General features: G+C 65.9%; 20 protein-coding genes, 1 tRNA gene and 2 pseudogenes. 14 read left to right on the top strand and 9 right to left on the bottom strand.

Translation table 11 applies throughout. The features are described from left to right. Positions 1–28: 28 nt before the first annotated feature. From JZY91_RS04100 to JZY91_RS04140, 9 genes are all read left to right on the top strand, one after another. Positions 29–3,049: a DEAD/DEAH box helicase gene (locus JZY91_RS04100; RefSeq protein WP_234948686.1), complete on the top strand. Its 3,021-nt coding sequence runs from the start codon at positions 29–31 to the stop codon at positions 3,047–3,049. Beyond that, positions 3,042–3,863, top strand: coding sequence for a hypothetical protein (locus JZY91_RS04105; protein ID WP_234948687.1), 822 nt, complete (start codon positions 3,042–3,044; stop codon positions 3,861–3,863). The genes JZY91_RS04100 and JZY91_RS04105 overlap by 8 nt, the downstream gene beginning before the upstream one ends. A gap of 9 nt (positions 3,864–3,872) precedes the next feature. Beyond that, complete coding sequence (locus JZY91_RS04110; RefSeq protein ID WP_234948688.1) at positions 3,873–5,021, top strand: metallophosphoesterase; 1,149 nt, start codon at positions 3,873–3,875, stop codon at positions 5,019–5,021. Between the two features lie 4 nt (positions 5,022–5,025). Beyond that, positions 5,026–7,662, top strand: coding sequence for an AAA family ATPase (locus JZY91_RS11740; RefSeq protein WP_304504134.1), 2,637 nt, complete (start codon positions 5,026–5,028; stop codon positions 7,660–7,662). 30 nt (positions 7,663–7,692) lie between these two features. Then, complete coding sequence (locus JZY91_RS04120) at positions 7,693–8,226, top strand: MarR family winged helix-turn-helix transcriptional regulator (RefSeq protein WP_234948689.1); 534 nt, start codon at positions 7,693–7,695, stop codon at positions 8,224–8,226. A 125-nt stretch (positions 8,227–8,351) separates the two neighbouring features. Beyond that, a complete protein-coding gene (locus JZY91_RS04125) occupies positions 8,352–8,567 on the top strand; it encodes a PspC domain-containing protein (protein ID WP_234948690.1) in 216 nt (71 codons plus the stop codon). A 213-nt stretch (positions 8,568–8,780) separates the two neighbouring features. Continuing rightward, complete coding sequence (locus JZY91_RS04130) at positions 8,781–9,119, top strand: hypothetical protein (RefSeq protein WP_234948691.1); 339 nt, start codon at positions 8,781–8,783, stop codon at positions 9,117–9,119. Further along, entirely contained in the window at positions 9,100–9,465 is a 366-nt protein-coding gene (locus tag JZY91_RS04135) for a type 1 glutamine amidotransferase domain-containing protein (RefSeq protein WP_234948692.1), read from the top strand. Before JZY91_RS04130 ends, JZY91_RS04135 begins: the two co-directional genes overlap by 20 nt. 151 nt (positions 9,466–9,616) lie before the next feature. After that, a tRNA-Arg gene (locus JZY91_RS04140) sits at positions 9,617–9,690 on the top strand. Positions 9,691–9,961: 271 nt separating this feature from the next. Here JZY91_RS04140 and JZY91_RS04145 read toward each other — a convergent pair. The 4 genes from JZY91_RS04145 to JZY91_RS04160 all read right to left on the bottom strand — a co-directional run bounded on the left by JZY91_RS04145 (position 9,962) and on the right by JZY91_RS04160 (position 12,869). Then, positions 9,962–10,561 carry a cadmium resistance transporter gene (locus JZY91_RS04145; RefSeq protein ID WP_234948693.1) on the bottom strand — a complete coding sequence of 200 codons (600 nt, stop codon included), beginning with the start codon at positions 10,559–10,561 and terminating at the stop codon, positions 9,962–9,964. After that, a complete protein-coding gene (locus JZY91_RS04150; protein ID WP_234948694.1) occupies positions 10,561–10,920 on the bottom strand; it encodes a helix-turn-helix transcriptional regulator in 360 nt (119 codons plus the stop codon). Before JZY91_RS04150 ends, JZY91_RS04145 begins: the two co-directional genes overlap by 1 nt. A 1,178-nt stretch (positions 10,921–12,098) precedes the next feature. Continuing rightward, positions 12,099–12,458, bottom strand: coding sequence for a VOC family protein (locus JZY91_RS04155; RefSeq protein ID WP_234948695.1), 360 nt, complete (start codon positions 12,456–12,458; stop codon positions 12,099–12,101). A 30-nt stretch (positions 12,459–12,488) separates the two neighbouring features. Further along, a complete protein-coding gene (locus JZY91_RS04160; protein ID WP_234948696.1) occupies positions 12,489–12,869 on the bottom strand; it encodes a hypothetical protein in 381 nt (126 codons plus the stop codon). Positions 12,870–13,203: 334 nt separating this feature from the next. Between JZY91_RS04160 and JZY91_RS04165 the strand changes: the two genes are divergently transcribed. Then, positions 13,204–13,737: a YceI family protein gene (locus tag JZY91_RS04165; protein ID WP_234948697.1), complete on the top strand. Its 534-nt coding sequence runs from the start codon at positions 13,204–13,206 to the stop codon at positions 13,735–13,737. Positions 13,738–13,846: 109 nt separating this feature from the next. On the opposite strand, the gene JZY91_RS04170 is transcribed toward JZY91_RS04165, so the two are convergent. The 5 genes and pseudogenes from JZY91_RS04170 to JZY91_RS04190 all read right to left on the bottom strand — a co-directional run bounded on the left by JZY91_RS04170 (position 13,847) and on the right by JZY91_RS04190 (position 20,619). Then, positions 13,847–15,589, bottom strand: coding sequence for an alpha/beta fold hydrolase (locus JZY91_RS04170; RefSeq protein ID WP_234948698.1), 1,743 nt, complete (start codon positions 15,587–15,589; stop codon positions 13,847–13,849). 155 nt (positions 15,590–15,744) lie between these two features. Next, entirely contained in the window at positions 15,745–16,353 is a 609-nt protein-coding gene (locus JZY91_RS04175) for an LUD domain-containing protein (RefSeq protein WP_234949048.1), read from the bottom strand. Positions 16,354–16,461: 108 nt separating this feature from the next. After that, positions 16,462–18,043, bottom strand: a pseudogene (locus tag JZY91_RS04180) (LutB/LldF family L-lactate oxidation iron-sulfur protein). Beyond that, complete coding sequence (locus tag JZY91_RS04185; protein ID WP_234948699.1) at positions 18,040–18,825, bottom strand: (Fe-S)-binding protein; 786 nt, start codon at positions 18,823–18,825, stop codon at positions 18,040–18,042. Before JZY91_RS04185 ends, JZY91_RS04180 begins: the two are co-directional and overlap by 4 nt. Before the next feature lie 112 nt (positions 18,826–18,937). Continuing rightward, positions 18,938–20,619, bottom strand: a pseudogene (locus JZY91_RS04190) (L-lactate permease). A gap of 327 nt (positions 20,620–20,946) precedes the next feature. Between JZY91_RS04190 and argS the strand changes: the two are divergent. The 4 genes from argS (at position 20,947) to thrB (ending at position 26,390) form a co-directional block, all read left to right on the top strand. Beyond that, complete coding sequence (gene argS / locus JZY91_RS04195) at positions 20,947–22,623, top strand: arginine--tRNA ligase (protein ID WP_234948700.1); 1,677 nt, start codon at positions 20,947–20,949, stop codon at positions 22,621–22,623. Positions 22,624–22,636: 13 nt separating this feature from the next. Beyond that, a complete protein-coding gene (gene lysA / locus JZY91_RS04200; protein WP_234948701.1) occupies positions 22,637–24,001 on the top strand; it encodes a diaminopimelate decarboxylase in 1,365 nt (454 codons plus the stop codon). Between the two features lie 93 nt (positions 24,002–24,094). Continuing rightward, positions 24,095–25,438 (top strand): homoserine dehydrogenase, encoded by a 1,344-nt coding sequence (locus tag JZY91_RS04205; protein ID WP_234948702.1) that lies wholly within the window; start codon positions 24,095–24,097, stop codon positions 25,436–25,438. A gap of 13 nt (positions 25,439–25,451) precedes the next feature. After that, positions 25,452–26,390 carry a homoserine kinase gene (gene thrB / locus JZY91_RS04210; protein ID WP_234948703.1) on the top strand — a complete coding sequence of 313 codons (939 nt, stop codon included), beginning with the start codon at positions 25,452–25,454 and terminating at the stop codon, positions 26,388–26,390. The last annotated feature ends 190 nt before the right edge of the window (positions 26,391–26,580 follow it).

Genomic DNA, 26,580 nt, shown 5'->3' on the forward strand with positions numbered 1-26,580 from the left:
TAAGACTTCAAATGGTATAAGGGTGGGTATGCCTAAATACCTGCTGCACGGCCTGTGGCTCCCTGAGTCCGGCCTCAACCTGTGGGTTGAGCAGGTAGAGGGGCACCGCATTATCACCATGCAGAAGGTCCCGGCAGGCACGTTCCCGGCTGCGGCGCACTCGCTTTTAGAGGAAGCGACGTTCCGCCGCCGCGCCAACATTCGCCTCCAGACGCCGAAGGGCAAGCAGGTCAGCCTCGGCGCGCCGACAGCGGCGCTGGCGCCGGAAGATGCCGTGCGCTTTCTTGCCAGCCTGGAGTTCTTGGATTCGCCCTCCCCGGCAGCCACGGCCGCGCAGCGCGAGGCGATCGCGCCGGATCTGTACTGGCTGATCCGCATGTACGCGGGTCTGACCCAGTTCATCCGCGCCGGGCGCGTGAGCATCCACGTGCCCAAGCGGGAGGACCAGTGGTACGCCCAGTGGCAGCTGGGCACGGGCGTAGCGGAGCGCGGATGGTTGGCGGAGATGCTGGCGGTGGCACCGGGCGTGCTTATTGCCAACAACCCCGGTCTGGGGGAAGACATGGCCACCACGCTCACGCATTGGATCGCTTCCGCCCGGCTGCGCACCGCGGGCGTCTTGGAGGCAGATCGCACCCACGCGCCGCATGATTTTGTGAACTCCCTGCTCACCGGCGCACCGCTGCGCCGCGGCGATGCAGCGCTGGCGCGCCGAGTGGGGCAGTGGAACGGCTCCATTACCGCGGTGAACCTGCAGCTGGTGTTCATTGTGGCGGAGCCCTCGGAGGCCACCACGCCGCCGGATACGGAGCTGACCGCGCAGGTGGTCAGCGACGCGGACCGCAACGCAGCAACCGTATGGCCGGTACGTATCCAGGTGCGCTCCGGCACGGATTCGCCCCGCCCGGTGCGCCAGTTCGACTTTGACGGCCAGACGGCGCAGAAGCTGCGCCAGGAGCTCACGCGCGCATCCACCATCACCAGCCTGGTCAATCCGGCGATGCACCCGCGCCCCACGCACGTCCCGGAGTCGAGCGAGGACGGGGACTGGGACGTCTACCTCACGTTGGATGAGATGGGGGATTTTGTCACCTACGAGGCATCCAAGCTGCGCGGCGCCGGTTTCACCGTCATGCTGCCGCGCGCGTGGGCGAGCGCGGAGACGCGCTCCAAACTCAACGTCACCCGCCAGGAGAACCCGTACAATTCCAGCACGGTGACCCGCCTGGGCTTTGACACGTTGATGCAGTATGACTGGCGGGTGTCCGTCGGCGGCGTGGAGCTGACGGAAGAGGAGATGACGGAGCTGGTCAACTCCAAGTCCGGCCTGGTGAAGCTGCGCGGCGAGTGGGTGCTGGCGGATAAGGCGGAGATCGCCCGCACCGCCAAGTACATGCAGCGCCTGCGCAACCGGGAAGAGGAGGACGGCGCCGTCACCGCGGGTGAGCTGCGCCAGCTAGCGCTTGAGTCCGCGGCGGAGTCGGGCGAGGTCGGCTTGCCGGAAAACATCGAGTTCACCGGCTCCACCTGGTTCACCTCGCTCATCGACGGCACAGATCGCCCCGCCCCCGAGCGCGTGGACATCCCCGACACCGTGAAGGCCAACCTGCGCGACTACCAGCGCCGCGGCGTGGATTGGCTCTACTTCATGTCCCGCAACAACTTGGGCGCCGTGTTGGCAGACGACATGGGCCTGGGCAAAACGCTGCAGTTGTTGACGCTTTTGGCGGTTGAAAGGAACGTCGATAAGCGCCAAAGCCCCACACTTGTTGTTGCACCCACCTCGGTGGTGGGGAACTGGGCGCGGGAGGCAGGCAGGTTCGTGCCAGGGATGCGGGTGCTGGTGCACCACGGTTCGCGGCGCTTGCACGGGCAGGAGCTTGTCGACGCCTGCTTGGACGCCGACCTGGTTGTCACTTCTTACGGCGTGGCCAACCGTGACGTGGATGATCTGGCGATGGTGCAGTGGGACCACGTGGTGCTGGATGAGGCGCAGGCGATCAAGAACGCGGGCACCAGGTCATCCAAGAGCGTGCGCGCCCTGCCGGCGCGGCACCGCATTGCGCTGACCGGCACCCCGATTGAGAACAAGCTGGCGGAGCTGCGCAACCTGCTGGATTTTGTGAACCCGGGGATCTTGGGCTCGCAAACGTTTTTCCGCAACCACTTTGCCAAGGCGATTGAATCGCAGCGCGACGTGGAGCTGGCGGAGGAGATGGGGCAGCGGCTGCAGCGGCTCACCGCGCCGTTCATCCTGCGCAGGTTGAAGACGGACCCGGCGATTATCGACGATTTGCCGGAGAAGGCCGAGCACGTGATCACCGTGGACATGACCGCGGAGCAGGCGGCGCTGTACAAGGCGTTGGTGGACACGATGCAGGCGGAGCTGCAGTCGCGCGAGGGCATGGCGCGCAAGGGGCTGGTGCTTTCCACCATCACGCGCATCAAGCAGATTTGTAACCACCCGGCGCACTACCTGGGTGACGGCTCACCGGTGACGGTGAACGGGAAGCACCGCTCCGGCAAGGTGGAGCGGCTGATAGAGATCCTGGACCGCGCCGCGGTCAGCGACCAGCGCGTGCTGATATTTACCCAGTACAAGGCGTTCGGCGACATCTTGCAGCCGTACTTGAGCGACTACTTGGGCGAGGACATCCCCTTCCTGCACGGCGGGGTGGGCAAGTCCGGGCGTGACGCGATGGTGCAGCGCTTCCAGGCCGCGGGCGGGCCGCCGGCGATGCTGCTCAGCCTGAAGGCGGGCGGCACGGGATTGAACCTGACCGCGGCCTCCATCGTGGTGCATATGGATAGGTGGTGGAACCCGGCGGTGGAGAACCAGGCGACGGACCGCGCCTACCGCATCGGCCAAGAGCGGGACGTGACCGTGTACAAGATGATTACGCGCGGCACGATGGAGGAATCCATCCAGGACGTGCTGGACGGCAAGATGCAGCTCGCCGGCGTGGTTGGCGAGGGCGAGGGCTGGATCACCGAGCTGAATACGGAGGACCTGGCCCGCTTGATCAGCTTTAGGGGGGACCATGGCTAAGGGCGTGCGCGGCGGCGAGGACAACGTCATCTACGCCAACTTCGGCGCCAAGCGGCGCGTGTACACCGCCGCAGAGACGGGTTTGCCGCAGATCGAGGTGACGGCGGCGAGCCTGTCGCCGGCGGCGATGCGGATCTTGAACGCGGCGGTGCGCCAGACGGACGTGGCGCGTGCGAAGCGCGGGCACGCGTATGCCGCGCACGGACACGTGATGGACCTGCGCTTCCGCACCGGCGGCGTGGAGGGGCGCGTAGCCGGCAGCCAGAACGAGCCCTTTGTGGCTGGGCTGCTGCTGCCGCGGCGCACGCCGGAGGAGCTGCGCGCGGCGGTGCGGGAGTTGGCGCTCATGCCGGGCGGCCAAGTGCGAGCGGACCGCGGCGACTTCCCGGACCCGTTCTTAGACGTCATGCTGGGCGCCAAGGCCAATGAGGTGCACTTTTACTGCGACTGCCCGGACTCGTCCCGGGTGTGCAAGCACGCGGTGGCGCTGGCGGAGGTTGTTGCGGGGCGGGTGGACAAGCAGCCCTCGCTGGTCTTTGCCATGCGGGACCTGAACTCGCGGGTGGTGGAGGAGACGCTGCGCCGCGGAGCCCACGCTCTGGCCGCTGAGAACGCGGAGAAGGGCTCGCCCTACTTCTGGTCCGGGCGCGACTTGCCGGAGCTGCCGAATCCCAAGGTCGCCCCGATGATCGACGATTCTGACCTGCAGCTTTTGCGCACCGCCATGGGCACGGTGAGCTTCACCAACATCGACCAGATGTTCGCGGTGTCCGACATTGAGAAGCTCTACGACATGCTCATTGACGGGCAGTAGATTGAAGGCATGGCGCACGCGGTAACCTTCATCCACACCTCCGACTTGCAGATCGGCATGACCAGGAGCTTCCTCCCGGCCGAGGCGCAATCGCGTTTCGACGACAGCAGGCTCCGCGCCATCGAACGCATTGGTGCCCTGGCTACCGAGCGCGGGGCGGAATTCATTGTGGTGGCGGGCGACGTGTTCGAGCACAACGCGCTGGAACGCGCCACGCTGGGTCGCGCGCTGGAGGCGCTGCGCGCCCTGCCGGTCCCGGTGTACTTGTTGCCGGGCAACCACGACCCGCTGGTTGCGGATTCCATCTTCGCCTCCGCGGAGGGCATCGAGGGGGTGCACGTGTTGGGTAGCTCGGAGCCGATCACGGTGCGCGGGGGCGTGGAGATTGTTGCCGCGCCGTTGACCACCAAGTACCCGTCGGAGGACTTGTGCAGCCTGGCCATTAGGGACCTGGAGCCGACGGAGCACATCCGCGTGCTGGTGGGCCACGGCCAGGTGGAGGGCTACGGCAAGGAGGAAACGGCGGCGCTGATCAACCTTCCGTGCCTGGAGGCTGCGCTGGAGAACGGCACGGTGGATTACGTGGCGCTGGGGGATACGCACTCCACGCAGTCGCTCGGCGGGAGCGGCCGAGTGTGGTTCTCCGGCTCTCCGGAGACGACGGACTACTTCGAGCGGGACTCCGGCGGCGGTGAGGTTGATTCGGGCAATGCGCTGGTGGTGAGCGTCGAAAAGCAAGGGCTCCAAGCAACCGTGCAGGTGGAGAAGGTGCCAACGGGGGCGTGGACGTTTGAGGCGCGCGCGTGGGAGGTCGCGGGCGCGGAAGACGTTGCGCGGCTGGTGGCGGACTTGCGGGAGTACCCGGACAAGGCGCGCACGGTGGTGAAGTACGCGATCACGGGCACGCTGGGGCTGGAAGCGAACGCGGAGCTGCAGCGGGAGCTGGCGGCGCTGGAGCCGGTGTTCGCGGCGTTGTACGAGCGCGAGCGGCTCTTCGACCTGCGGCTGGCCCCCAGCGATGAGGAGCTGGAGAACCTGCCGCTGGCGGGCTATGCGCGCGAGGCGATGCACGAGCTTGTCGCCCACGCCGCCGACGGCTCCGACCCGGCCGCCCGCGACGCGGTCAACCTGCTCTACCGCCTGTCCAAGGAAGGTTAAACACATGCGCATCCATTCCCTGACCGTGCAGAATTTCCGCGGCATCGAGCGCCTTGAGATGGCGGACCTGCCGGACACCGGCGTGATTGTCATCCACGGCTGCAACGAGGCGGGCAAGTCCACCATCACGGACGCGATCGACCTGGTGCTGCGGGAGCGGCACAGCTCGAAGAAGAAAGAGGTCAAGGCGTGCGCGCCGGTGGGACGGGACGTGGGGCCGGAGGTGGAGCTGACCGCGACGGTGGGGGAGACCACCTTCACCATCCACAAGCGCTGGTTAAAATCGCCGCAGTCCGTCCTCACCATCACCGCGCCGCGCGCGCAGAAGCTCACCGGGCGAGAAGCGGATGATGCGCTGGAGCGCATCCTGGACGACAACCTGGACCGCGAGCTGGCTGCCACGCTGTTTCTCAGGCAAGGCCAGTTGGACGTGGGGATTGCGGCGGCTGGGATACCGTCGATAAGCAAGGCCCTCGACGCGGCGGCCGGGGACGGCGGGGGAGCGGAGGACACCGAGCTGATGGCCGCGGTGGAGCGCGAGTACGCGCGATACTTCACCTCCGGGGAGAAGCCGCGCGCGCAGTATGATGCCGTGATCAAGGCCGTGGACGCGGCGCGCGAGGAGCACCAGCAGCACGCGGCGCAGGTTGCGGCGCTGGCCGGGTACGTGGATGAGTACGCGCGGCAGGAGGAGCAGGCCCGCGCGGCGCAGGCCGAACTGCCGGATGCGCGCGAGGATGCGGCGCTGCGTGCGGCGGAGGCTGCCGAGGCAGCGGCGCTGAAGGAGCGCGCGCAGGCCGCGGCGGAGCGCTTGGCGCGAGAACTGGTCACGCTGGAGCGGGCGGAGAAGGACTTGGCCGGGCGGGACGCGGTGCGGGAGCGCGCGGCCGAGGCGGCGAAGCAGGCCGCAGAGTTGGCCCAGCGCGTCGCCCCCGCGCGCGAGGCTGCGGAGGCGGAGGAGGCGAAGATTGCGGAACTCACCGCCGCGCGCGATGCCGCCAAGACCGCGGTGGAGACTGCGCGCGAGGCGCCGCGCCGCGCCGGCCGTGTCCGCGAGCTGGCGCGGGCCAAGGAGGCGCTCGCGGATGCGGTCGAGGCGTTGGGGCGCGCCGAGAAGGCGGACGCGGAGTACGCGGCGCTGCTCGAATCCGCGCCCGAGCGCCCCATCACCGACAAGGACATCCGCGCTCTCGACGCTGCCGCCACCGAGGTCACCCTCCAACGCACCCTGCGCGAGGCCGCCGCGGCAAAGCTCGAGGTCACCGGTCCCGCCGGGGCTTCCGCGCTTATCGACGGCACCGAGCAACCCTTAAGCGAGACCCCAGCCACCCTGGCTGTGTACGACGGCACCGAGGTCGCCCTGGGCGAGTACACCGTGGTGTTCCGCGCCGGGCGGGTTGGTAGCGGCGGCGATGCGGCCGCCGGGGACGCGCTGGAGAAAGCGGAGCGGACGCTAGCGGAACTGCTTGAACGCGTGCGGTGCGACAGCGTCGAGGAGGCGCGGCGTTTGCGCGACGTGCACGCGGAGCACGCGGCCAAGTTGGCTGCAGCGCGCCAGCGCAGGGACGATCTGCTCGGCGGCAAGGATGTGGCGGCGCTGCGGGCGCAGCGGGCCGGGCTGGAGCGCGAGGTGGAGGCGCTGGCGGCTGAGCTTTCGGGGGTTGAGGGCGGTGAGGGGAACGTCGATAAGCAGGAAGCTGCCCTGGCCGGCGCCGAGCGGGAGTTGGAGCAGGCTGAGGCCGCGCTGCGCCCGTACCTGGAGCGGCCGGCGGCGCAGGCGCTGACGCGCGCGGAGATCCTGTCGGAGGCCAAGGCGGCGGAGGCGAAGGGGGCTGCGGCCGAGCTGGAGGCGGCGGAGGCGAGTGCCCCGCGGGAGACGCTGAAGGCGGCGCTGGAGGCCGCGCGCGTGGCGGTGGCCGGCGCGAAGGCGGAGGCGGATGAGTTGGCTGCGGCGTCTGCGGCTGCGGAGCCGGAGCTGGCGCAGAAGCTGGCGGACGGCGCCGCGAACCGCGTGGTCAGCCTGGAGAAGCGGCACGCGGATGCGCGGACCAGGATCACGGAGCTTTCGGCGCGCATTGAGCTGGCGGCGGGTGCGGCGGAGCGCGCGGACCGTGCGAAGGCGGCGCTAGAGGCGGCGGAGGCCGCGCTGGCGAGCATGACGCGCCGCGCGGAGGCTGCGAAACTGCTGCGGGACACGATGGTTGCGCACCGGGACGCGGCGCGCGCGAGGTACGCGGCCCCGTTCAATGAGGCATTGCGCACTCATGCGCGCATGATCTACGGGCCGAGCGTGGATTTCGGCTTCGGCGACGCGCTGGATATCACGCAGCGCACTGTTGACGGCACGCCGATTCCGGTCGCGGATCTCTCCGGCGGCGCGAAGGAGCAGCTGGCCATTCTCACCCGCTTCGCCATTGCGGATGTGGTGACCGCAAGCGGCGGGACCGCGCCGGTGCCGGTGATTGTGGATGACGCGCTTGGCGCCACCGACCCCGAGCGCCTGATCCGCATGAATCTCCTGTTCGAGGAGGTGGGGAAGCGTGCTCAGGTACTCGTGCTCACGTGCTACCCGCAGCGCTTCGACCGGGTGGATGCCGCGCGGCGGTTTGCTATCGAGGATCTTAAGACCGGTAGCAGGTAAGCGCGCGACGTGCGGTGATATATTCCTGGCATGGCGAAAACGGCGAACTGGCTCACGGACGATGAGCAGGCACTCTGGCGGCTCATGCTGGCCGCCGGGGGCAAGGTCACGCGCACGATCGATGATGCGCTGCAGAGCAACGCGAACCTCTCCTCGTCCGAGTTCGCCGTGATGGTGACGCTCTCTGAAGCCGAGGACCACCAGTGCCGTCTGCGCGACCTGTGCAGCACCCTGTCCTGGGACCGTTCTCGCGCATCGCACCTGGTCACCCGCATGGAGAAGCGCGGGCTGGTAACCAAGGGCCCGTGCCCGGACGACGCGCGCGGGGTGCTGATTACGCTTACCGACGATGGCATGCAGCGCCTTATCGAAGCCGCCCCCGACCACGTCGAGGTGGTGCGCCGCCTGGTGTTCGACGGCCTCGAGGTAGTGAGCGTGGACGGCATCAAGCAGTTTTTGACCAACATTTTGGAGACGGACACCTCCGACCTGCTGGCCCGGGATTGCCCCGCCTGCGACGAGGTGGAGGCGGAGATCGCCGGGGAGCTGAACACGGGGAAGTAGCTCGGGGGAGCCCCCGGGAAACTTCAGGGGCGAAGTTCAGGGTTTGCCCCGTTGCCGGCTCGGCCGAAAGTTCGGACAATGGGAAGTGTTAGAAAACACACCCTCCCCTTGAAAGGTGGCCCACAATGAGCACCCCGTACCCCGCACCGCAGCCAGAGAAGCGCCTCACCCGCTCCATGTCCGACAAGATGATCGCCGGTGTCTGCGGCGGCATCGCCGATTACCTGGGCGTTGACTCCACCCTGGTCCGCATCATCTTTGTCATCCTCGCCCTGATGGGCGTTATGCCGGGCCTGCTGGCGTACTTCATCTCCTGGATGATCATGCCGGCTGAGTTCTAGGTACTCACCGCCTCACGGAAACGAGACGGCCAGCCACTCCCTTGCGGAAGCGACTGGCCGTCTCGCTGTCATTGTTTCCCGTGCCACGCTTGTCATCGCGCGCATGAGTGATTATGGGGGAGCAACCCTCGAGTGCCATGGCATCGCGCTGTGTGTTCTTGGGCGATTTCTTAGCAGAAACCTGGGGAGGAAAGCTGTGCTGTAATGGGCCGCATGAAGATTCTTGCAGTATCAACAAGCGCCCACCGTTACACCTCCTCCGGCCTGCGTACAGGCATGTGGCTCGGGGAGTTCACTCACTTCTACGACGTCCTCACCGAAGCAGGCCACGAAGTGGAACTGGCCAGCATCGCCGGCGGCGTCATCCCGATTGACCCGGTCAGCCTCAAGACCCCGGTGATCCAGATGGGCGGCACCAACAAGCGTTACGAGGACCCGGAGTTCATGTCGCTTCTGGACGACACTCCGGCCATCGCCGACATTCGACCTCGACGCGTTCGACGGCATCTACCTCATCGGCGGCCACGGCACGATGTTCGACTTCGACTCTGAGGATCTCTCCCGCGCAGTGGCCCACTTCGCCGACGCGGGCAAGATCGTCTCCGGCGTCTGCCACGGCCCCTGCGGGCTCCTGGGCGTTACGCTTGCCGACGGTTCCTCCCTCCTCGCCGGAAAGAAAGTCACCGGCTACTCCTGGGCAGAGGAGAAGCTCGCACGCCGCGCGGAGGAAGTTCCGTTCAGCCTGGAAGAGCGGCTCGAGGCCGAAGCGGGCGAGTACTCCACCGCTACCGTCCCGATGACCAAGCACGTGGTTGTGGACGGCAACCTGGTTACCGGCCAGAACCCGATGAGCGCGTCGGGCGTTGGCGAGGCCGTGGTGGAGCTGCTGGGGCGCTAGACCTGCGGGCTGGTAAGCGGGCCAGTGGTTCGGCCGAGCAGTCTTGGCCCGCTACCGCTGCCCACCCCGGGAGCGATTACAGGCGTGCCAACGCTCAGTGGTAACCTCTCGGTGTTGGCTTGATCGCCGTTTAGCGGTTACTGGCTAGCGCGTCTTCGTAGCTCAGTGGATTAGAGCATCGGTTTCCGGTACCGAAGGTCGCAGGTTCGAATCCTGTCGGGGACACTATGTCATCAGTCGCGACATGCTTGACAGTTCAGTCGCGGCATGGTTGATAAACCAGCGTCTCGGTTTTCAATTTTCTTTGGCGCCCGTCAATCCGGCTCCGCCTGATCACCCAGAGGCTGTGATTTCGTTCGCTTGGTGGCGGGTTATTTCAGCGCTTCGTGGCGGTCTTGTTGCTGCGATCACGCAGAACTGGCTGTGGGTTGTTGGGGCCTGAACCGAGAGGGGTGCGCCCGGTCGGGTCGGGGCCGTTTGGAACTCTGTCGCTACGTCAGAGCCCGAAGGCTCCGCCGCTGACGAGGATCACGATGCCGAGGCCGATGAGAACGATGGGAAAGAGGATGTTCTCAAAGCGTTCGAGCACTTCCGCGATCGGGGGGCGGGTGGCGACGAACTTTGCCAGGGCCACCAAGACCGCAACGAGTGCGAGGAAGATAACGCAGTAGGCGACTACTGCGAGAGGTTCCACGCTGAGGAAGACAGGGGTGTAGACACCGATGTTGTCGCCGCCATTGGCAAAAGTGACGCCTGCGACTGTCCCTACGCCGACCTTCTTGCCGGAAACCTTGGCCTCGTCGTCATCGTCGTCATCGTCTCCGCGCCAGGCCTCCCATGCGGCCCAGAGGCCGAGGCCCAGTGGTATGAGACCAAAGTATGGAATGGCTGCCGGGGGCAGAAATGCTCCGGCGCCGATGGTCACAAGGATCGCGGCGACGAGGATGCCGGCAAATCCGAGGTACTGGCCGGCCAGAATACGGGCGGTGGTGCCGCTCTGGCCTGCCCCTCGCGCGAAGAAGAGGGAGAGCACGATGATGTCGTCGATGTTGGTAACTGCGAACAGGCCTATCGCCTGCAAGACCGTGGTGAGCATTACGCGCCCTCCCCAGCTACGTCGCATCCGGGAAGCGTGCAGGCGGGATCCATGCATGGGGCGTCTTCGTCTACTGCCAAGGTGACATCGACCAATGTAGTCAGCGCCTGCGCCAGGTGCGGATCGGCGATCTCGTATCGCGTCCGACGCCCCTCGGGCTCGGACACGACAATCCCGCAATCGCGCAAGCATGCCAGGTGGTTGGACACGTTCGGGCGTGTCAGGTCCAGATCGCGGGACAGTTCCGCCGGGTAGGCGGGATGGTCGAGCAGGGTCAAGATGATCCGGGATCGAGTGGGGTCGGCCAGTGCACGACCCAGGCGGTTCATCACGTCGAGACGCGAAGCAATAGTCAGCATGTGCTGAACTATACAGCGATCACTGAACTAGTCAAGTTCCGGGTAGCGGTGCAACTGTGTGTGCTGCTCAAGAGACAGTGGAAGTAGCAGAGATGGCAGAGATTCCGGCAAAGTTGCGAAAACAGCGTCGCCAGCTCGAGATTCAAGTTGCGCACGAGCCTGGCGTAGTTCGCGAGATCCGTTTTCAGGCCCCAAGCAATGCCCCGAACGGGACAACTCTCGATGGCCTCATCATCTTGAACCGGGAAGGCTCGACCAAACTTATCTACCTCATCCGCAGCCTAGACTCGATTCCCGTTTGCAAAGGGGGCACCTCGGGGTTCGACGACGGTTCGCGCCGCCAAGGAGAGCCTTGCCGGATGGATTGCCGAGAAGGGCAACGAGAGACAACATTGGCGACGGTGCATACTTGGTTGAACCACGCTCGTTTCTGGTGATCGGCCCATGTGCGATTTGTGCCGCGCCGAAGGCAACCTAATTGACTAGAAGTTCCGTAGGTTTGAAAGTTTCCGCTCGAACCGTAAGTCACCGGAGGTGCTCACCTTTGACGAACTTGTCGAGCGTTCACGGTGGAGCGTGGAGCTTGCCGAGAGGCAGGAAGAGGCGGAAGCGGAATTTCCTGACTTCCCGTTCCAAGGAGCGCTCCTGTTCACGTCATATAATTGACTTCTGTCGTGTAACCGGGGGCGAAACCCGGTGTAACCGGGGTGTAACCGTGGACCTGATATAACAGGTAAGGAGGTTTCGTGAAAGTCCCGATGTCGAGGGTTTTGCGTTTCTACGGTGTCTCGAGATTTTTGCGCTGAGGGTTACCCGGAGGGTTTTGCCTCGTCTTAAGCGAGTTGGCTAGGGAGTTTCGAAATGGGATCTAGGTTCGAAATGGGTTTCGCAGGGGCGCTTGCCGCGCGGGACGAGAATGGCGCGCCATGGGTGCCGCCGTGGTGGCAGAGTTTCGTTATCGTGCCTCTCGGATTCATCGCAATGTATGTCGTGTTTCCCGTTGATAAGGATTCCGGCATTTTCACCCTAGAAAACTTGCTCATCCCAGTCGCTTGGTCCCTAGGTGGGTACTACATCTTCATTTTGCCCATCTTTTACATCCGCAAGCATCGATGGGATAAGAAGCACCGCGAGTGAGCGGGTAATAAGGACGTAGTCGTTCTCTAGCCGCCAGGGGCCTAGTCGATCGGGGCCACTCGGATCAGGTTGCCGTCGGGATCGGCGACGACAAACGTGGTGCCGAAGACTTCCTCGTACGGCTCGCGGAATAGTCTGACTCCCTTGTCCGCCCACTCCTCGTAGGTGGGAATGACCTGCTCGGCGGGAACATTGAGACACACTTCCGTCGTTCGGTTCGTCGCCCCATCGAGGGCCTCTGCGTTGCCGGTCCACAGCGCAAGCGACACCCCATCGCCGAGCCCAAAGGTGACGTAGCGAGGGGAGACGAAGTCGATCTGGAGCTGGAGAAGGTCGCGGTAGAAGGCGACCGAGGCGTCGATATCCGAGACGTAAACTATGAACACAAACTCGCGGTTCATGGTCCTCCTTGCTGGTGAGTCTTCGGTGTTCTAGCGATCGGCCTCAAGCACCATTCCCTCCGGGGTGATGTCAATGTCGATGTCGTTCCACTCGATCTCCCAGTAGCCGTCGTCATCCCAGGAAACCTCGGCGTTTCCGTTGCGGGCTGCTTCCAAGGCGGCGGCAACATCCGCCTCAGTGACGTTGTCGTCGGCCATTTCCTCGCGTGCTTCACCGGTGTAACCAGTGACGGCCGCGGGAAGGTCGGCTGCAGGGCCGGCCTGGGCGGCGGAAGCGGGCGCATCGCTCGGGGCGGCGGTCGCCGGTGCGACAGACTCTGCGGCCGGCGCGCTCGGTGTCGCAGTCACCGGTTCCTGCTGTGTAGCTGTGGAGCAGGCGGAAAGCAGTGCGGCGGCCAGGACAGCGGACATGGTTGCACAAATCTTTCGCTTCAAAGACATACCTCCCACCGTACTGATTTCGCTGCAGTGCTCTTGAGGCCTACAGGGGTGTAGGCCTCAGCGGCCTTGAGCACTGAGGCCTACCGGAAAAGCGCTGGTCGCGTGTTGCTGGTGTGACTTGGATTCCGTGAGGCCTACAGGGGTGTAGGCCTCAGCGGCAAGAGCGCAGGTGTGGCGGGCGGGGCACCAGGGTTCGCCGTGCGGCAGGAACGTCCAAAAACTGTTGACGGGCCCCCAAGCTGGTGTTAGCATCGGGCCGCAAGCCACTTATGTGGCATATCAACAAACTAACGAAAGGCTCAACATGGCTAACCTGACCGGCACCTACAACATCGACCCGGCACACACCTCCATCGGTTTTATCGTCCGTCACGCAATGGTGACCAAGGTGCGCGGCGAGTTCTCCGACTTCGATGCCACCATCACCATCGCTGAGAACCCGGCGGAGAGCACCGCATCCGGCACCGTTCGCACCGCCAGCATTGATACCCGCAACGAGGACCGCGACGCGCACGTGCGTGGCGACGACTTCTTCGCCGTCGAGCAGTACCCGGAGATGACCTTCACCGCTACCAGCTTCGATGTCGACGCTGCTGGCAACGGCACCGTCACCGGCGATCTGACCATCAAGGCGACCACCAAGCCGGTCACCTTCGACGTTGAGACCTTCGGCGTGGAGGAGGATCCGTTCGGCAACACCCGCATCGGCTTCGAGGCAAAGACCTCCATCCTCCGCACCGAGTACGGCATCGACTTCCAGGCTCCGCTGAACTCTGGCGGTATGCTGGTGGGCGAGAAGGTTGAGATCGAGATCGAGGGCTCCGGCATCAAGCAGTAATCAAAGGCCCTTCTGAGCACCAAAAACCGGCTGGTACGGCACCAGCCGGTTTTCTCATGCCGTGAACCTACTCGGCAACAGTAGCTGCAGGTGCGCCCGCGGGGCGAACCTATTCTGCGGCGGGCACCTCGTCAGCAGCCCCAGCCTCAGCGGCAGCCTCACCCTCCGCAGCAGGCGCCTCTGCGTTGCCGGCCTCGACAGCCTGCATCGCTGGCTGCTGGAAGAAGCCCGGCAGGTCGAGCGGGCCGAAGATGCCCTTGACCAGGTAGTCCACCACGGCCTGGTCCACAACCTGGTTGCCGGAGCCAACGTGGGCGTGGCCGGGGCCGTGCACGGTGACCAGGTGGGAATTCATCGCGTCCGCGATGGCGTGGCGGCCCTGGAACACGGTCTGCGGATCGCCTGTGCCGTTGATCTGCAGGGGCTGGGTGGCTAGCTGGGAGCCGTCGATAGGCATGAGCCCCGCGATGGGGGCGACGCCGTTGCAGCTCAGGCCGGAACCCAGGGCTGCGAACGGGAGGGAGAAGACGTCGCCGGTGTGGCTGGCCCAGAGCGCCTTGGGCAGGAGACGCGGGTCGCCGGGGGCGACGTTCTCGTTGCAGGACTGCACGGACATCAGGATTGCGCGGGCCTCAGCCTGGCCCTCGGCCTCCTCGACCAGCTTCGGATCCGGCTGCGGAATCGTCTCGCCGCGCTGCTCCATCTCCGCCTTCGCCGCCTCAACCTCGGCCTTGAGGGAGCCGTTGGTGGTGCGGGCGATAGTGTCCCACGCCAGCGGGACGGGGAGCAGCTGGTGCGTCATCAGCAGCAGCTCCGAGTTCGCCTGGTTCGCGCCCGGGTTGCGCAGACGGGACGCGGCGCCCTCCGCCTCCACGCGGGCCTTGCCGGTGGAGGTGATGAAGTCTGCGCCCGCTTGGCCGGTGAATTCCAGGCCCGGCGGCAGGTCGCCGATGCGCGCCGGCGGGGGAGCGACAGTCGGGTTCGTCCCCGTCTCCGCCAGGATGGTGTTGTACCAGTACTGGTAGGCCTTCAGCGGGGTGTCGCCCATGTGGTACGTTGCGTCATTCTCCGCGACCCAGGCGAAGTAGTCGTACAACGCGTTCTGGTAGCCCAGCTCCTGGCTGGCGCCGATGCGCGTCCAGAAAAACTCCGGGTCCGCCGCCGAATCCAGCACCACGCGGTCGGTGTGCTGCGGGTACGCGGTGGCGTAGGCGGAGCCGAGGTACGTGCCGTAGGACGCGCCGATGATGGAAATCTGCTCCTCGCCCAGCGCCTGGCGCACCTGCTCCCAGTCGCGCACATTGGACTCCGTGGTAATGGTGTTGACGTAGCCGGGGCGCTTCTGATCGCACAGGTCGCGCACCAGGCGGCCGGGGGTCACCGTGGAATCAAACTGCGTCTTCAGCATGCCCTGCGGGGTGGACAGATCCGGGTCCGCGCATTCCAGCTGGGTAGAGTGGCGCAGGCCGCGCGGCTGAACCGCAATCAGGTCGTACTGGTTCAGCAGCTCCTTCGGCCACAGCGCGTTGCCGTCCTCGGTGCCCACGTAGCCGTACGCGTCCACACCCGGGCCGCCCGGGTTGGTGAACACCGCGCCGCGGCGCGCAGCCTGGTCCTTCGCCGGCACGCGCACGAACCCGACGGTGATCTTCTCCCCGTCCGGGTTGGCGTAGTTCATCGGCACCTCCACACGCCCGCACTGCGCACCCTTGGCGGTGACGTGCACCGGGCACGGCTCCCACGTAATGGAGCTGTTCTCGCTTGCCGACGCCGCCCCGACCGGCGCCAAAGCAAGACCCACACCGGCAGCAACTGCGGTGCACAGACGGAGAGGAGAGGTGGAAGATTTCACGGCGGATCCTTTCTGCTTGCCCGAGGAAAGTGTATGGAAAAACATTGGAATCCGCTTGGATTTTCCTTTCGGACACGCAAAAAACCGGCCGCACCCCGTGGGAGGGGGCGGCCGGCTTCGGCGGTTCGCGGCGGCTAGCCGGGTGCGAGTGGCGGCTAGTGCACAACCATCACGATCAGGTCGCGCGGGCCGTGGACACCCTCGACGCGCACGAGCTCAATGTCGGAGGTAGCGGAGCCGCCGGAAATCATGGTGGTCGGCTTCTCCGGGTCTAGGCGGGCAATCAGCTCCGGTACGCCGTAGACCACGGTCTCCGGGCGGACGATGACCACGTGGCGGTCCGGCACCAGGGACAGTGCGCGGCGGCCGCACTCCGGGCCGGCCTCCAGCACGATGGTGCCGGTCTGCGCGGAGGTCACCTTGGAATCCGTGACCGCGGCACCGATGGGGCCGAGGTCGCGGGGGTCGCTCGAAGGATCGTCGGCACGCGCCTCGCCCTGGAAAGCGTCGAAAAGCGCGGCGTCCATGCCGGGGGCGTAGACGATGTCGGTCGCCTCACGCTCCGCCAGGATCTTCGCGATGTCCTCGCCCAAGGTCTCCTCCGTGGTTTCCACCACGGTGGCCTTGTAGTCCAGGAGGCGGTCGATCAACATCTCGCGCAGTTCCTCGGCGTTCAGGTCGGACTCGGTGCGGTAGTTGCGGATTGCCTCGACGTGCGCCGGGGCGTTGGAGAGCTGCTGCGCGTTGCGGATGCGCTTCAGCATTTCCTTCTTCGCGTCGGCGTTGCGGCGCTCATCGTCGCCGAAAGAGCCGAACTTGCCTGCGCGGTCGGCGCCAGCCGCGCCGCCGGCGGTTACTTTGCTGGTCATTGCCTACAACTCCTCATTCGGTCCGGCGAGACGGTCAGTTGCGTTGTTCGGGTCCAAGCCGATGCCCGGGCCGCGGCCCGGGATGCCCTCGCGGCGGGCTTCAGCCAAAAGGTCCTGCGCCTCGTCCGTATCCCACCACTGGCGGAAAGACTTCTTCGGCGGCACAGCCACGTCGCGGTACTCGGTCCAGCCGCTGATCGGCGGCGGCATGGTGCTGATCTCGCCGTTGCCGCCGCCAAGGAGGCGGCCCAGGGCAACCATGCGCACGGCGCGGTTCCACAGACCAGCGTTGCCCCACAGGAGGCTGATCATGCCGAAGGCCTTGGACTCCAGGAACGGGGTCTCATTCTTCACCTTCTGGTGGCGCAGCTCCAAGCAGGATGTCCGTGATCGGGATGCGCACCGGGCACACCTCGTCGCAGCGGCCGCACAGGGAGGACGCGAACGGCAGGGAGCCGTTCGGGTCATCCGTGGAGTCGATGCCGGTCAGCTGCGGGGTGAGGATGGCGCCGATCGGGCCCGGGTAGGTGGAGCCGTAGGAGTGGCCGCCTGCGCGCTCGTAGACCGGGCAAACGTTCAGGCAGGCGGAGCAGCGGATGCACTTCAGTGCCTCGCGGCCGATCTCGCTGGACAGGGCAGCGGTGCGGCCGTTGTCGATCAGCACGATGTGGAAGTTCTGCGGGCCGTCGCCCTCCGTCACACCAGTCCATAGGGAGGTGTACGGGTTCATGCGCTCGCCGGTGGAGGAGCGCGGCAGGAGCTGGAGGAACACGCCGAGATCGTCGTACGTCGGCAAGAGCTTCTCAATGCCCATGACGGAGATCAGGGTCTCCGGCAGGGTCAGGCACATGCGGCCGTTGCCCTCAGACTCCACGATGGAGACGGTGCCGGTCTCGGCGATACCGAAGTTCACGCCGGAGATGGCCACCTTGGCCTTCATGAACTGCTCGCGCAGGTAGGAGCGCGCAGCCTCGGCCAGCTCCGGCGGGTTGGCGGTCAGGGTGTCATCCGTGTTCGGCATCTTCTCCACGAAGATGTCGCGGATCTCGGCGCGGTTACGGTGGATCGCCGGCACCAGGATGTGGGACGGGAAATCCTCGCCCAGCTGGACAATCAGCTCCGCCAGGTCGGTCTCCTGGGCGAAGATGCCGCGCTTCTCCAGCTCTTCGTTGAGCGCGATCTCCTGGGTGGCCATGGACTTGATCTTGACCACGTTCTTCTCGCCCGTCTCCTCGATGAGGCGGGCGATGATCTCGTTCGCCTCCTTGGAGTCGCGGGCCCAGTGCACGTGGCCGCCGCGGGCGGTGACGTTGCGCTCAAACTCCTCCAGCAGCTCCGGCATGCGCGCAGCAACGTCCTGCTTGATGGTGGAGCCGGCGGTGCGCAGATCCTGCCAGTCCGCGACCTCATCCACCACGCCCTGGCGCTTCACGCGGATGGTGGTGGTGGCGTAGTTGAGATTGCGGCGCTTGGTTACGTTGTCCAGCTCGCGGTGGGCCGCTTTCTGGAACTTTTCGCTGCCGCGCAGGTGGTTCGGGCCGACGGCGTGCGGCGGCATCGTGGGCTTGCCAAGTGCAACTTTCACAGCATCTTCTCCTTCGAGTAAGCGGCCGACGTCGGCGTCCACGGGTGCTCCTTGGTGGAAGCCAGGATCTCAGCCATGTGCACGGCGCGGATACCGCTGTGCTGGCGGCTCATCGCGCCCGCGATGTTCATCAGGCAGGAAGAGTCACCCGCGGTGACGTACTCCGCCTTCGTGTCCTTGATGTGGCGGGTCTTGTCCGACACCATGGCGGCGGAGACCTCGCTCATCTTCACTGCGAAGGTGCCGCCGAAGCCGCAGCACTCCTCCTCATTCGGCAGGTCCACCAGCTCCAGGCCCTCAACGGCGCGCAGCAGGTCCTTCGGACGCTCGCCCACCTTGATGAAGCGCTTGGAGTGGCAGGAAGCGTGGTAGGTCACGCGGTGCGGGAAGAACGCACCCACGTCGTAAGTGCCGGCCACGTCCACGATGAACTCGGACAGGTCATAGGTCTTCTTGGCGGTCTTCTCAGCGCCGTCGGCAAGCGCCTTGCTCCCGTAACGGTCCGCAATGCGCACGTGCTGCTCGCGCACGGCGCCGGTGCAGGAGCCCGAGGGGACAACCACGTAGTCGATGGACGGGTCGGAGAAGGTGTCGACGTACGTCTCAATGATCGGCACAGCCTGCTCCTGGTAGCCGGTGTTGACGTGCATCTGGCCGCAGCAGGTCTGCGACTCCGGGAACACTACTTCGAATCCGAGGCGGGAAAGCACCAGGGCGGAAGCCTTGTGCGCGTCGGGGAAGAGGGCGTCACCGATACAAGTAGAGAACAGCGCTACTCGCATGTGGGCTCCTTAAAAGGGGGGTAGGTAAACAGCGGTTATGCGGTCAAGCGATACACAGAAGCCCCGCCAACCAACTGGTCAGCGGGACTCCAGTGGTACAGGTGTGATTTTACTACGGGACAACCGGTGCGAGGCCGGAAAGGACGTTCGTCTGCAGGAACACCATCAGGCAGACGGCGAGCAGGAAGGCGAAGGACCACGGGACGACCTTCTTGAAGATCTCGGACTCCTTGCCCTCCATGTTCACCGAGGTGGCGGCGATGGCAAGGGACTGCGGGGAGATCATCTTGCCCACAACACCACCGGTGGTGTTGGCGGCCAGCATGAGGTCCGGGTTGAGGCCCAGGCGGTCCGCCGCCGTGACCTGCAGGTTTGCAAACAGGGCGTTCGCCGAGGTGTCGGAGCGGTGACGGCCACGCCCACCCAGCCGAGGACCGGCGCGAGGAAGGCGAAGGCCGGGCCGAGGTTGGCGAAGTACTCGCCGATGGTCACGGTCTGGCCGGAGTAGTTCATCACAAACGCCAGCGCCAGGACCAGGAAGATGGTGGCTGCGGACCAGCGCATGCGGTACGCGGTGTCCGTGAACTCCTTGCCCACCTGGCCCCAGGTGAGCTTGTAGCGGCCGTTCTCGTCCCAGATCATGTAGATGATGGTCACGATCAGGCCGGAGATGATCAGCAGCGTGCCCGGGTTGTTGATGTAGGCGAAGGAGTAGTCCGTCTTCACATCGCCGCCCGCGGCGTTGAGCAGCTTGCCGGTCTCAATGCCCGGCCACGGGAAGGAGATCTTGAAGCTCTTCAGCCAGTTCGGGATGGTGGTGCCCAGGTTGGCAATACCGAAGATGACAACCACGATGGCGTACGGCAGCAGGGCCATCCACACGCGGTTGGCCGGCAGGTGGATCTCGTCGGAGGAGTGGCCCTCCACCTCGAGCCCCAGGCGCTGGCGCAGCTCAGGCACGCCAACCGGCTTCCAGAACCGCAGGAGCACGAAGGCGGCGCCCAGTGCCACGATGCAGGCCACCACGTCGGTGAGCTGGTACTGGAAGAAGTTGGAGGTCCACCACTGCGCGATACCGAAGGACAGGCCGATGACGAAGGCCGCCGGGGCGGTCTCCTTCACGCCGCGCCAGCCGTCGACCAGGAAGGCAATGATGAACGGCACGAAGAACGCCAGGAACGGGGTCTGGTGGCCCACGATGGCGGCGATGTTCTGGGTCTGCTCCAGGGTACGGCCGCCCACGTCACCGGCGGTGGTGATCGGGATAGCCACGGCACCGAAGGCCACCGGGGCGGTGTTGGCAAGCAGCACGATGGTAGCGGCGCGCAGCGGCGGGATGCCCAGGGTGAGGATCATCGTTGCGGTAATGGCAACCGGGGCGCCGAAGCCGGCGAGGGCTTCAAGCAGGCCACCGAAGCAGAACGCGATGAGCATGGCCTGGATGCGTACGTCGCCGTTGCCCATCTTGTCAAAGACCAGGCGCAGGTCCTCGAAGCGGCCGGAGGCCACGGTGATCTGGTAGAACCAGATCGCGCTGAGGATGGTCCACACGATGGGGAAGAGGCCGTAGAGGCCGCCGCGCAGCGCGGAGGACAGGGCCATGGCGGTGGGCATGTGGAAGCCGAAGATGGCCACCAGGATGGCAACTGCCAGGGCGACAAGTGCCGAGGTGTGTGCGCGGGCCTTGACGCCCAGCAGCATGATGAAGAAGGTGATCAGCGGCAGGGTGGATACCAGCGCTGAGAGTCCGACGCTGCCCCCGACAGCATCGGTGAACACCTGGAATTGGTTCATGAACACGCTCCTTGTAAGCGAGTCGGGAGGTGCGCGCGACGCGACGCGCGCCCGGGGACTGAAGCTACGGAAATCAGGGCCGGCCGGAACGCGTCTGTGTGGGGCACATCATGCATGCACGGCTCTGTGATCCACAGCGAATTATGACATTGTGCGAATGCTATTCATACTTATCTGCCACTTTGGGCAACGAGATTTGGGCCACGTTTTTCTCCGCGCACGTATAGCTGGTGTTTTATCGTTTTGCGGGGGTAACCATCTGGTTGGTCCGGGGGTGGGGAGAGGGCATGGAGAAGGCCGGGAAAAGCTGAATTACACTTGGCCCCCATGACACCAGCGGACCTTGCATCCACCATCCGGCAGATCACCGTGGACGTGCTGCGCGCACGCGACCTGGACACCGACGCGGTTCCGGAGGTGGTCACCGTTGAGCGCCCTCGCAACCCGGAACACGGCGATTACGCCACCAACGTTGCGCTGCAGGTGGCGAAGAAGGTGGGCATGAACCCGCGCGAGCTGGGCCAGCTGCTTGCCGACGCGCTTTTGAACCACCCCGCAGTCGAATCCGCCGAGATCGCCGGCCCGGGCTTCATCAACCTGCGCCTGGCCAGCGACGCGCAGGGGCAGCTCGTTGCGCAGATCCTGGAGCAGGGTGCCGCCTACGGGGCTTCTTCGCTTTACGACGGTCAGAAGATCAACCTCGAATTCGTTTCCGCCAACCCGACCGGGCCGATCCACTTGGGCGGCACACGCTGGGCTGCGGTGGGCGACTCGCTCGGCCGCGTGCTGGAGGCCTCCGGCGCAGAGGTGACGCGCGAGTACTACTTCAACGACCACGGCGGCCAGATCGACCGCTTCGCCCGCTCCCTCGTGGCGGCCGCGAAGAACGAGCCGACCCCGGAGGACGGCTACGGCGGCGGGTACATCAGGGAGATTGCGCAGGCGATCGTCGATAAGCATGGCCCTGCAGCTGTCGAGGGGGACGCGGCCGAGGTGCAGGAGTTGTTCCGCGCCGAGGGTGTGGAGATGATGTTTGCGCAGATCAAGCAGTCGCTGCACGAATTCGGCGTGGACTTTGACGTGTACTTCCACGAGAACTCCCTGTTCGAGTCCGGCGCGGTGGACAAGGCGATTCAGACGCTGAAGGGCAACGGCAACCTGTACGAGGCCGAGGGCGCGTGGTGGCTGCGCTCCACCGATTTCGGCGACGACAAGGACCGTGTGGTGATTAAGTCCGACGGCAACGCGGCGTACATTGCCGGCGACATCGCGTACGTGGCGGACAAGTTCGACCGCGGGCACACGCTGGCGATTTACATGCTGGGTGCGGACCACCACGGCTACATCGCGCGTCTGCGCGCCGCCGCCCAGGCGCTGGGGTATGACCCGGCGGCCGTGGAGGTGCTGATTGGCCAGCTGGTGAACCTTGTGCGCGACGGCGAGGCCGTGAAGATGTCCAAGCGCGCCGGCACGGTGATCACGCTGGAGGACCTGGTGGACGCGATCGGCGTGGACGGCGCGCGCTACGCGCTGGTGCGCTCCTCCGTGGACTCCGGGCTGGATATTGACCTGGACCTGTGGACCAAGCAGTCCTCGGACAACCCCGTCTACTACGTGCAGTACGCGCACGCGCGCCTGTGCTCCATCGAGCGCCGCGCGGCGGAGGCTGGTGTTGGCGGCGAAAAGGCCGCTGACGGGTCGGGCGATGTGGACTACGGCCTGCTGAACCACGAGAAGGAGGGCGACCTGATCCGCACCCTCGGCGAGTTCCCGGCGGTGGTGAAGGCCGCGGCGGAGCTGCGAGAGCCGCACCGCATCGCCCGCTACGCCGAGGAGCTGGCGAGTGCCTTCCACAAGTTCTACGACTCCTGCCAGATCCTGCCCAAGCAGGGCGAGGACCCGGAGCCGATCCACGCCGCGCGCCTTGAGCTGGCCCGCGCCACGCGCCAGGTACTGGCCAACGCGCTGGGCCTGATCGGTGTGTCCGCGCCGGAGCGGATGTAGGGGTTCTTAGAGCATGACTGTATTTATCTCTACCCCGTACGGGGAGGATGCCGGCACGTTCAACGACCTGCCTGCCCACGTCTGGCCGCGCTGCGCCAAGCGCGAGGAGGACGGCGTGATCACCATCGCCGGGGTGCCGCTGACCGAGATCGCCGAAGAGTACGGCACGCCCGTGATGGTGGTGGATGAGGATGATTTCCGCTCCCGCTGCCGGGACATGGCCGAGGCGTTCCGCGGCGCCGGCAACGTGCACTACGCGTCTAAGGCGTTCCTCACGCGACGCGTAGCCAAGTGGGTCGAAGAAGAGGGCTTGGCGCTGGACGTTGCCAGCGAGAATGAGCTGCGCATTGCGCTGGCTGCGGATTTCCCGCCGGAGCGCATCACGGTGCACGGCAACAACAAGTCCGAGGCGTTTTTGCGCCTGTGCGTGGAGTCCCGCGTGGGACACGTGGTGATTGACTCCCACCAGGAGCTTGCGCAGCTGGAGGCAGTAGCGGGTGAGCTTGGTGCGAGCCAGGACGTGTTCATCCGCGTCAAGCCTGGTGTAGACGCGCACACGCACGAATTCATCGCCACCTCGCACGAGGACCAGAAGTTCGGCATCTCGCTGGCTTCCGGCGAAGCGTACCGCGCTGCGGTGGCCGCCATCGAGGCGGAGCACCTAGAGCTCACCGGCCTGCACTGCCACGTTGGCTCCCAGGTGTTCGACGCGGAGGGTTTCAAGCTGGCCGCCGAGCGCGTGCTTGGCCTCTACGCCCAGATTTTCAACGAGCGCGGCGTGGCCCTGGACTACCTGGACCTGGGCGGCGGCTACGGCATCGCCTACATGCCGGGCGAGGAGCCGCTGGATGTTGCACTTGTGGCGCAGGACCTGCTGCGCGCCGTACAGGAAGCGGCGGATGAGCTCGGTATTTCCGCACCGACCGTGGTGGTTGAGCCGGGCCGCGCGATCGCCGGCCCCGCCGCCGTGACCGTCTACACCGCCGGCGTGATCAAGGACGTGGACACCTCCTACACCACGTCGCGCCGCTACATCGCCGTCGACGGCGGCATGAGCGACAACATCCGCCCCTCGCTCTACGGGGCTCTTTACGACGCCCGCGTGGCCAACCGCTTCACCGAGGGCACGCCGACGGCGACGCGCCTGGTGGGCTCGCACTGCGAGAGCGGCGACATCCTTATCGAGGACGTAAAGTGGCCCGACGACATCGCTCCGGGCGACCTGATTGTGCTGGCAGCGACGGGTGCCTACTGCTATCCGATGGCGTCGAACTACAACTCCTTCGGCCGCCCGGCGGTGGTCAGCGTTCGCGCTGGCCGCGTCACACCGATGGTGCGCCGCGAGACGGTGGAGGACATCCTGGCCCGCGAATACTAGAGGGCGGGTGTGCTGGGGGACCAGTTAGACTAGCGCGCAGTTGTGCCGGTTGACGGCACGGTACTGCGACTTTTGCAACGAAACGAGGATCTGATGACCAGCCCCGAGAGCAACGGTAACTACCCCGGCAAGGGCGTCGGCGAGCCTGTCGGTGTCGCCATTCTGGGCAAGGGCACCGTGGGCACTGGCGTGCTGCAGCTGCTTAAGGAGTTTTCCTACAACCTGGAGCAGCGAATTGGCGGGCCGATTGTGGTGCGGGGCGTGGCTGTTGCGAACGTCGATAAGCACAAGAATGCCCCGGAAGTCCAGGGCCTGTACCTGACGGACAACGCGCACGAGCTGATCGAGCGCGACGACGTGGACGTTGTTGTTGAGGTGATCGGCGGCATCGATTACCCGCGCGAGCTGGTGCTCAAGGCCCTGCGCTCCGGCAAGTCCGTGGTCACCGCGAACAAGGCGCTGGTGGCGGCGCACGGCTCCGAGCTGGCGGACGCGGCGAATGAGGCCGGCGTGGACCTGTACTACGAGGCCGCGGTGGCGGCGGCGATCCCGGTTGTGGGCATGCTGCGCCGCTCGCTGGCCGGTGACCAGGTGCAGCGCATCTCCGGCATTGTCAACGGCACCACGAACTTCATCCTCGACGCGATGGCGACCACCGGCGCAACGTACGAGGAAGCGCTGGCGGAGGCCACCCGCCTGGGCTACGCGGAGGCGGACCCGACGGCGGACGTGGAGGGGCACGACGCGGCATCGAAGGCTGCGATCCTGGCGTCCATGGGCTTCCACACCCGCGTGACCTTTGACGACGTGCACTGCGAGGGCATCACGCAGATTACTGCGGACGATATCGCCGCCGCCAAGAAGGCGAACCAGACCATCAAGCTGTTGGCCATCTGCGAGCGCCTCTTGGACGAGGACGGCAACACCCGCGCCGTCAACGCGCGCGTGCACCCGACGCTGGTGCCCAACGATCACCCGCTGGCCACGGTGGACAAGAGCTACAACGCGATCTTCGTCGAGGCCGAGGCTGCTGGCCGCCTGATGTTCTACGGCAACGGCGCCGGCGGTGCCCCGACTGCGTCCGCCGTGCTGGGCGACCTGGTTGGTGCCGCGCGCAACAAGGTGCACGGCGGGCGCGCGCCGGCGGAGAACCTGTACGCGAACTACCCGGTTGTGGGCTTCGAGGAGGTGGAGACGCGCTACCACATCAACATGACGGTGAATGACCGCGTGGGTGTGCTGGCAGATCTGGCACGGCAGTTCGCGGATTCGAACGTGTCTCTGTCCGCCGTGCGCCAGGAGGAATCCGGCGACGGCGCCCACCTGATCGTGGTCACCCACGCCGCGCAGGAGCGCAACCTGCAGGAGATCGTCGAGAGGCTCGAGGGCCACGAGGATGTCCGCAGCGTCAACTCCGTGATCCGCCTCGGCGCGTAAAGGAGGATTGACTGTGGCAACTGATCTGCCTGTTGGCCTGAAGGCGACGGTGAAGGTGCCGGGTTCCTCCGCGAACCTGGGCCCGGGCTTTGACACGCTCGGCTTGGCCGTGGGGATCTACGACACGGTTGAGGTTGAGGTCACCTCCAGCGGCCTCGAGGTGGAGATCTTCGGCGAGGGCGCGGACGACCTGCCCCGCGACGGCTCCCACCTGGTGGTTCGCGCGATCCGCTCCGGCCTCAAGGCCGCGGACGTGGATGCGCCCGGCCTCCGGGTGGTGTGCCACAACTCCATTCCGCAGTCCCGCGGGTTGGGCTCCTCCGCAGCCGCCGCGGTCGCGGGTGTTGTGGCGGCGAACGCGCTGGCGGGCTTCCCGCTTGATAGCGACGCCGTGGTGCAGCTGTCCTCCGAGTTCGAGGGCCACCCCGATAACGCCGGCGCGTCTGCCCTCGGTGGCGCGGTGGTGAGCTGGACGGACATCCCGGTGGATGGGCGCTCTAAGCCGGTGTACCGCGCCGTGCGCATCCCGGTGTATTCCTCCATCCGCGCCATCGCCCTGGTGCCGGACTTCCACGCCTCCACCAACGCGGTGCGCAAGGTGCTGCCGTCCCACGTCACGCACGTGGACGCCCGCTTCAACGTCTCCCGCACCGCGGTGATGACGGCCGCCCTACAGTCCCACCCCGAGCTGCTTTGGGAGGGCACCCGCGACCGCCTCCACCAGCCCTATCGCGCCGACGTGCTCCCCGTGACCGCCGAGTGGGTCAACCGCCTGCGCAACCGCGGCTACGCTGCGTACCTTTCCGGCGCCGGCCCGACCGCGATGGTGCTCCTTACCGGCGACACCGACGATAAGCTTCGGGCCCTGCTTGACGACGCCCGCTCCGCCGGCCTCAAAGTCCACGAACTTGACGTTGCCGGTCCCGTCACCGCCGAGGTCACCGGCGCGTAGGGTGCGGGGCTGCCGCCAGCGGCGCTGAGAGTCTCCGGGGCTGCCGCCAGCGGCGCTGAGAGTCTCCGGGGCTGCCCCCGGCGGCGCTGAGAGTCTCCGGGGTTGCCGCCAGCGGCGCTGCGAGCTGCCCCCGGCGAAAGAATCCACCGATTCCTTCGCCGAGGCCTCTAAAAGACCAGGTGGGTGCGAT

The sequence above is a fragment of the Corynebacterium sp. CNCTC7651 genome (genome assembly GCF_021496665.1).
Lineage (GTDB): Bacteria > Actinomycetota > Actinomycetes > Mycobacteriales > Mycobacteriaceae > Corynebacterium.

Coding starts and splice junctions, on each gene's coding strand:
- JZY91_RS04205 (WP_234948702.1), top strand. CDS start 24,095: ATGACCAGCCCCGAGAGCAACGGTAACTACCCCGGCAAGGGCGTCGGC.
- JZY91_RS04125 (WP_234948690.1), top strand. CDS start 8,352: ATGAGCACCCCGTACCCCGCACCGCAGCCAGAGAAGCGCCTCACCCGC.
- argS (WP_234948700.1), top strand. CDS start 20,947: ATGACACCAGCGGACCTTGCATCCACCATCCGGCAGATCACCGTGGAC.
- JZY91_RS04185 (WP_234948699.1), bottom strand. CDS start 18,825: ATGCGAGTAGCGCTGTTCTCTACTTGTATCGGTGACGCCCTCTTCCCC.
- JZY91_RS04135 (WP_234948692.1), top strand. CDS start 9,100: ATGTTCGACTTCGACTCTGAGGATCTCTCCCGCGCAGTGGCCCACTTC.
- JZY91_RS04130 (WP_234948691.1), top strand. CDS start 8,781: ATGAAGATTCTTGCAGTATCAACAAGCGCCCACCGTTACACCTCCTCC.
- JZY91_RS04105 (WP_234948687.1), top strand. CDS start 3,042: ATGGCTAAGGGCGTGCGCGGCGGCGAGGACAACGTCATCTACGCCAAC.
- lysA (WP_234948701.1), top strand. CDS start 22,637: ATGACTGTATTTATCTCTACCCCGTACGGGGAGGATGCCGGCACGTTC.
- JZY91_RS04100 (WP_234948686.1), top strand. CDS start 29: ATGCCTAAATACCTGCTGCACGGCCTGTGGCTCCCTGAGTCCGGCCTC.
- JZY91_RS04155 (WP_234948695.1), bottom strand. CDS start 12,458: ATGAACCGCGAGTTTGTGTTCATAGTTTACGTCTCGGATATCGACGCC.
- JZY91_RS04120 (WP_234948689.1), top strand. CDS start 7,693: ATGGCGAAAACGGCGAACTGGCTCACGGACGATGAGCAGGCACTCTGG.
- JZY91_RS04165 (WP_234948697.1), top strand. CDS start 13,204: ATGGCTAACCTGACCGGCACCTACAACATCGACCCGGCACACACCTCC.
- JZY91_RS11740 (WP_304504134.1), top strand. CDS start 5,026: ATGCGCATCCATTCCCTGACCGTGCAGAATTTCCGCGGCATCGAGCGC.
- JZY91_RS04150 (WP_234948694.1), bottom strand. CDS start 10,920: ATGCTGACTATTGCTTCGCGTCTCGACGTGATGAACCGCCTGGGTCGT.
- JZY91_RS04175 (WP_234949048.1), bottom strand. CDS start 16,353: ATGCTGAAGCGCATCCGCAACGCGCAGCAGCTCTCCAACGCCCCGGCG.
- JZY91_RS04110 (WP_234948688.1), top strand. CDS start 3,873: ATGGCGCACGCGGTAACCTTCATCCACACCTCCGACTTGCAGATCGGC.
- JZY91_RS04160 (WP_234948696.1), bottom strand. CDS start 12,869: ATGTCCGCTGTCCTGGCCGCCGCACTGCTTTCCGCCTGCTCCACAGCT.
- JZY91_RS04145 (WP_234948693.1), bottom strand. CDS start 10,561: ATGCTCACCACGGTCTTGCAGGCGATAGGCCTGTTCGCAGTTACCAAC.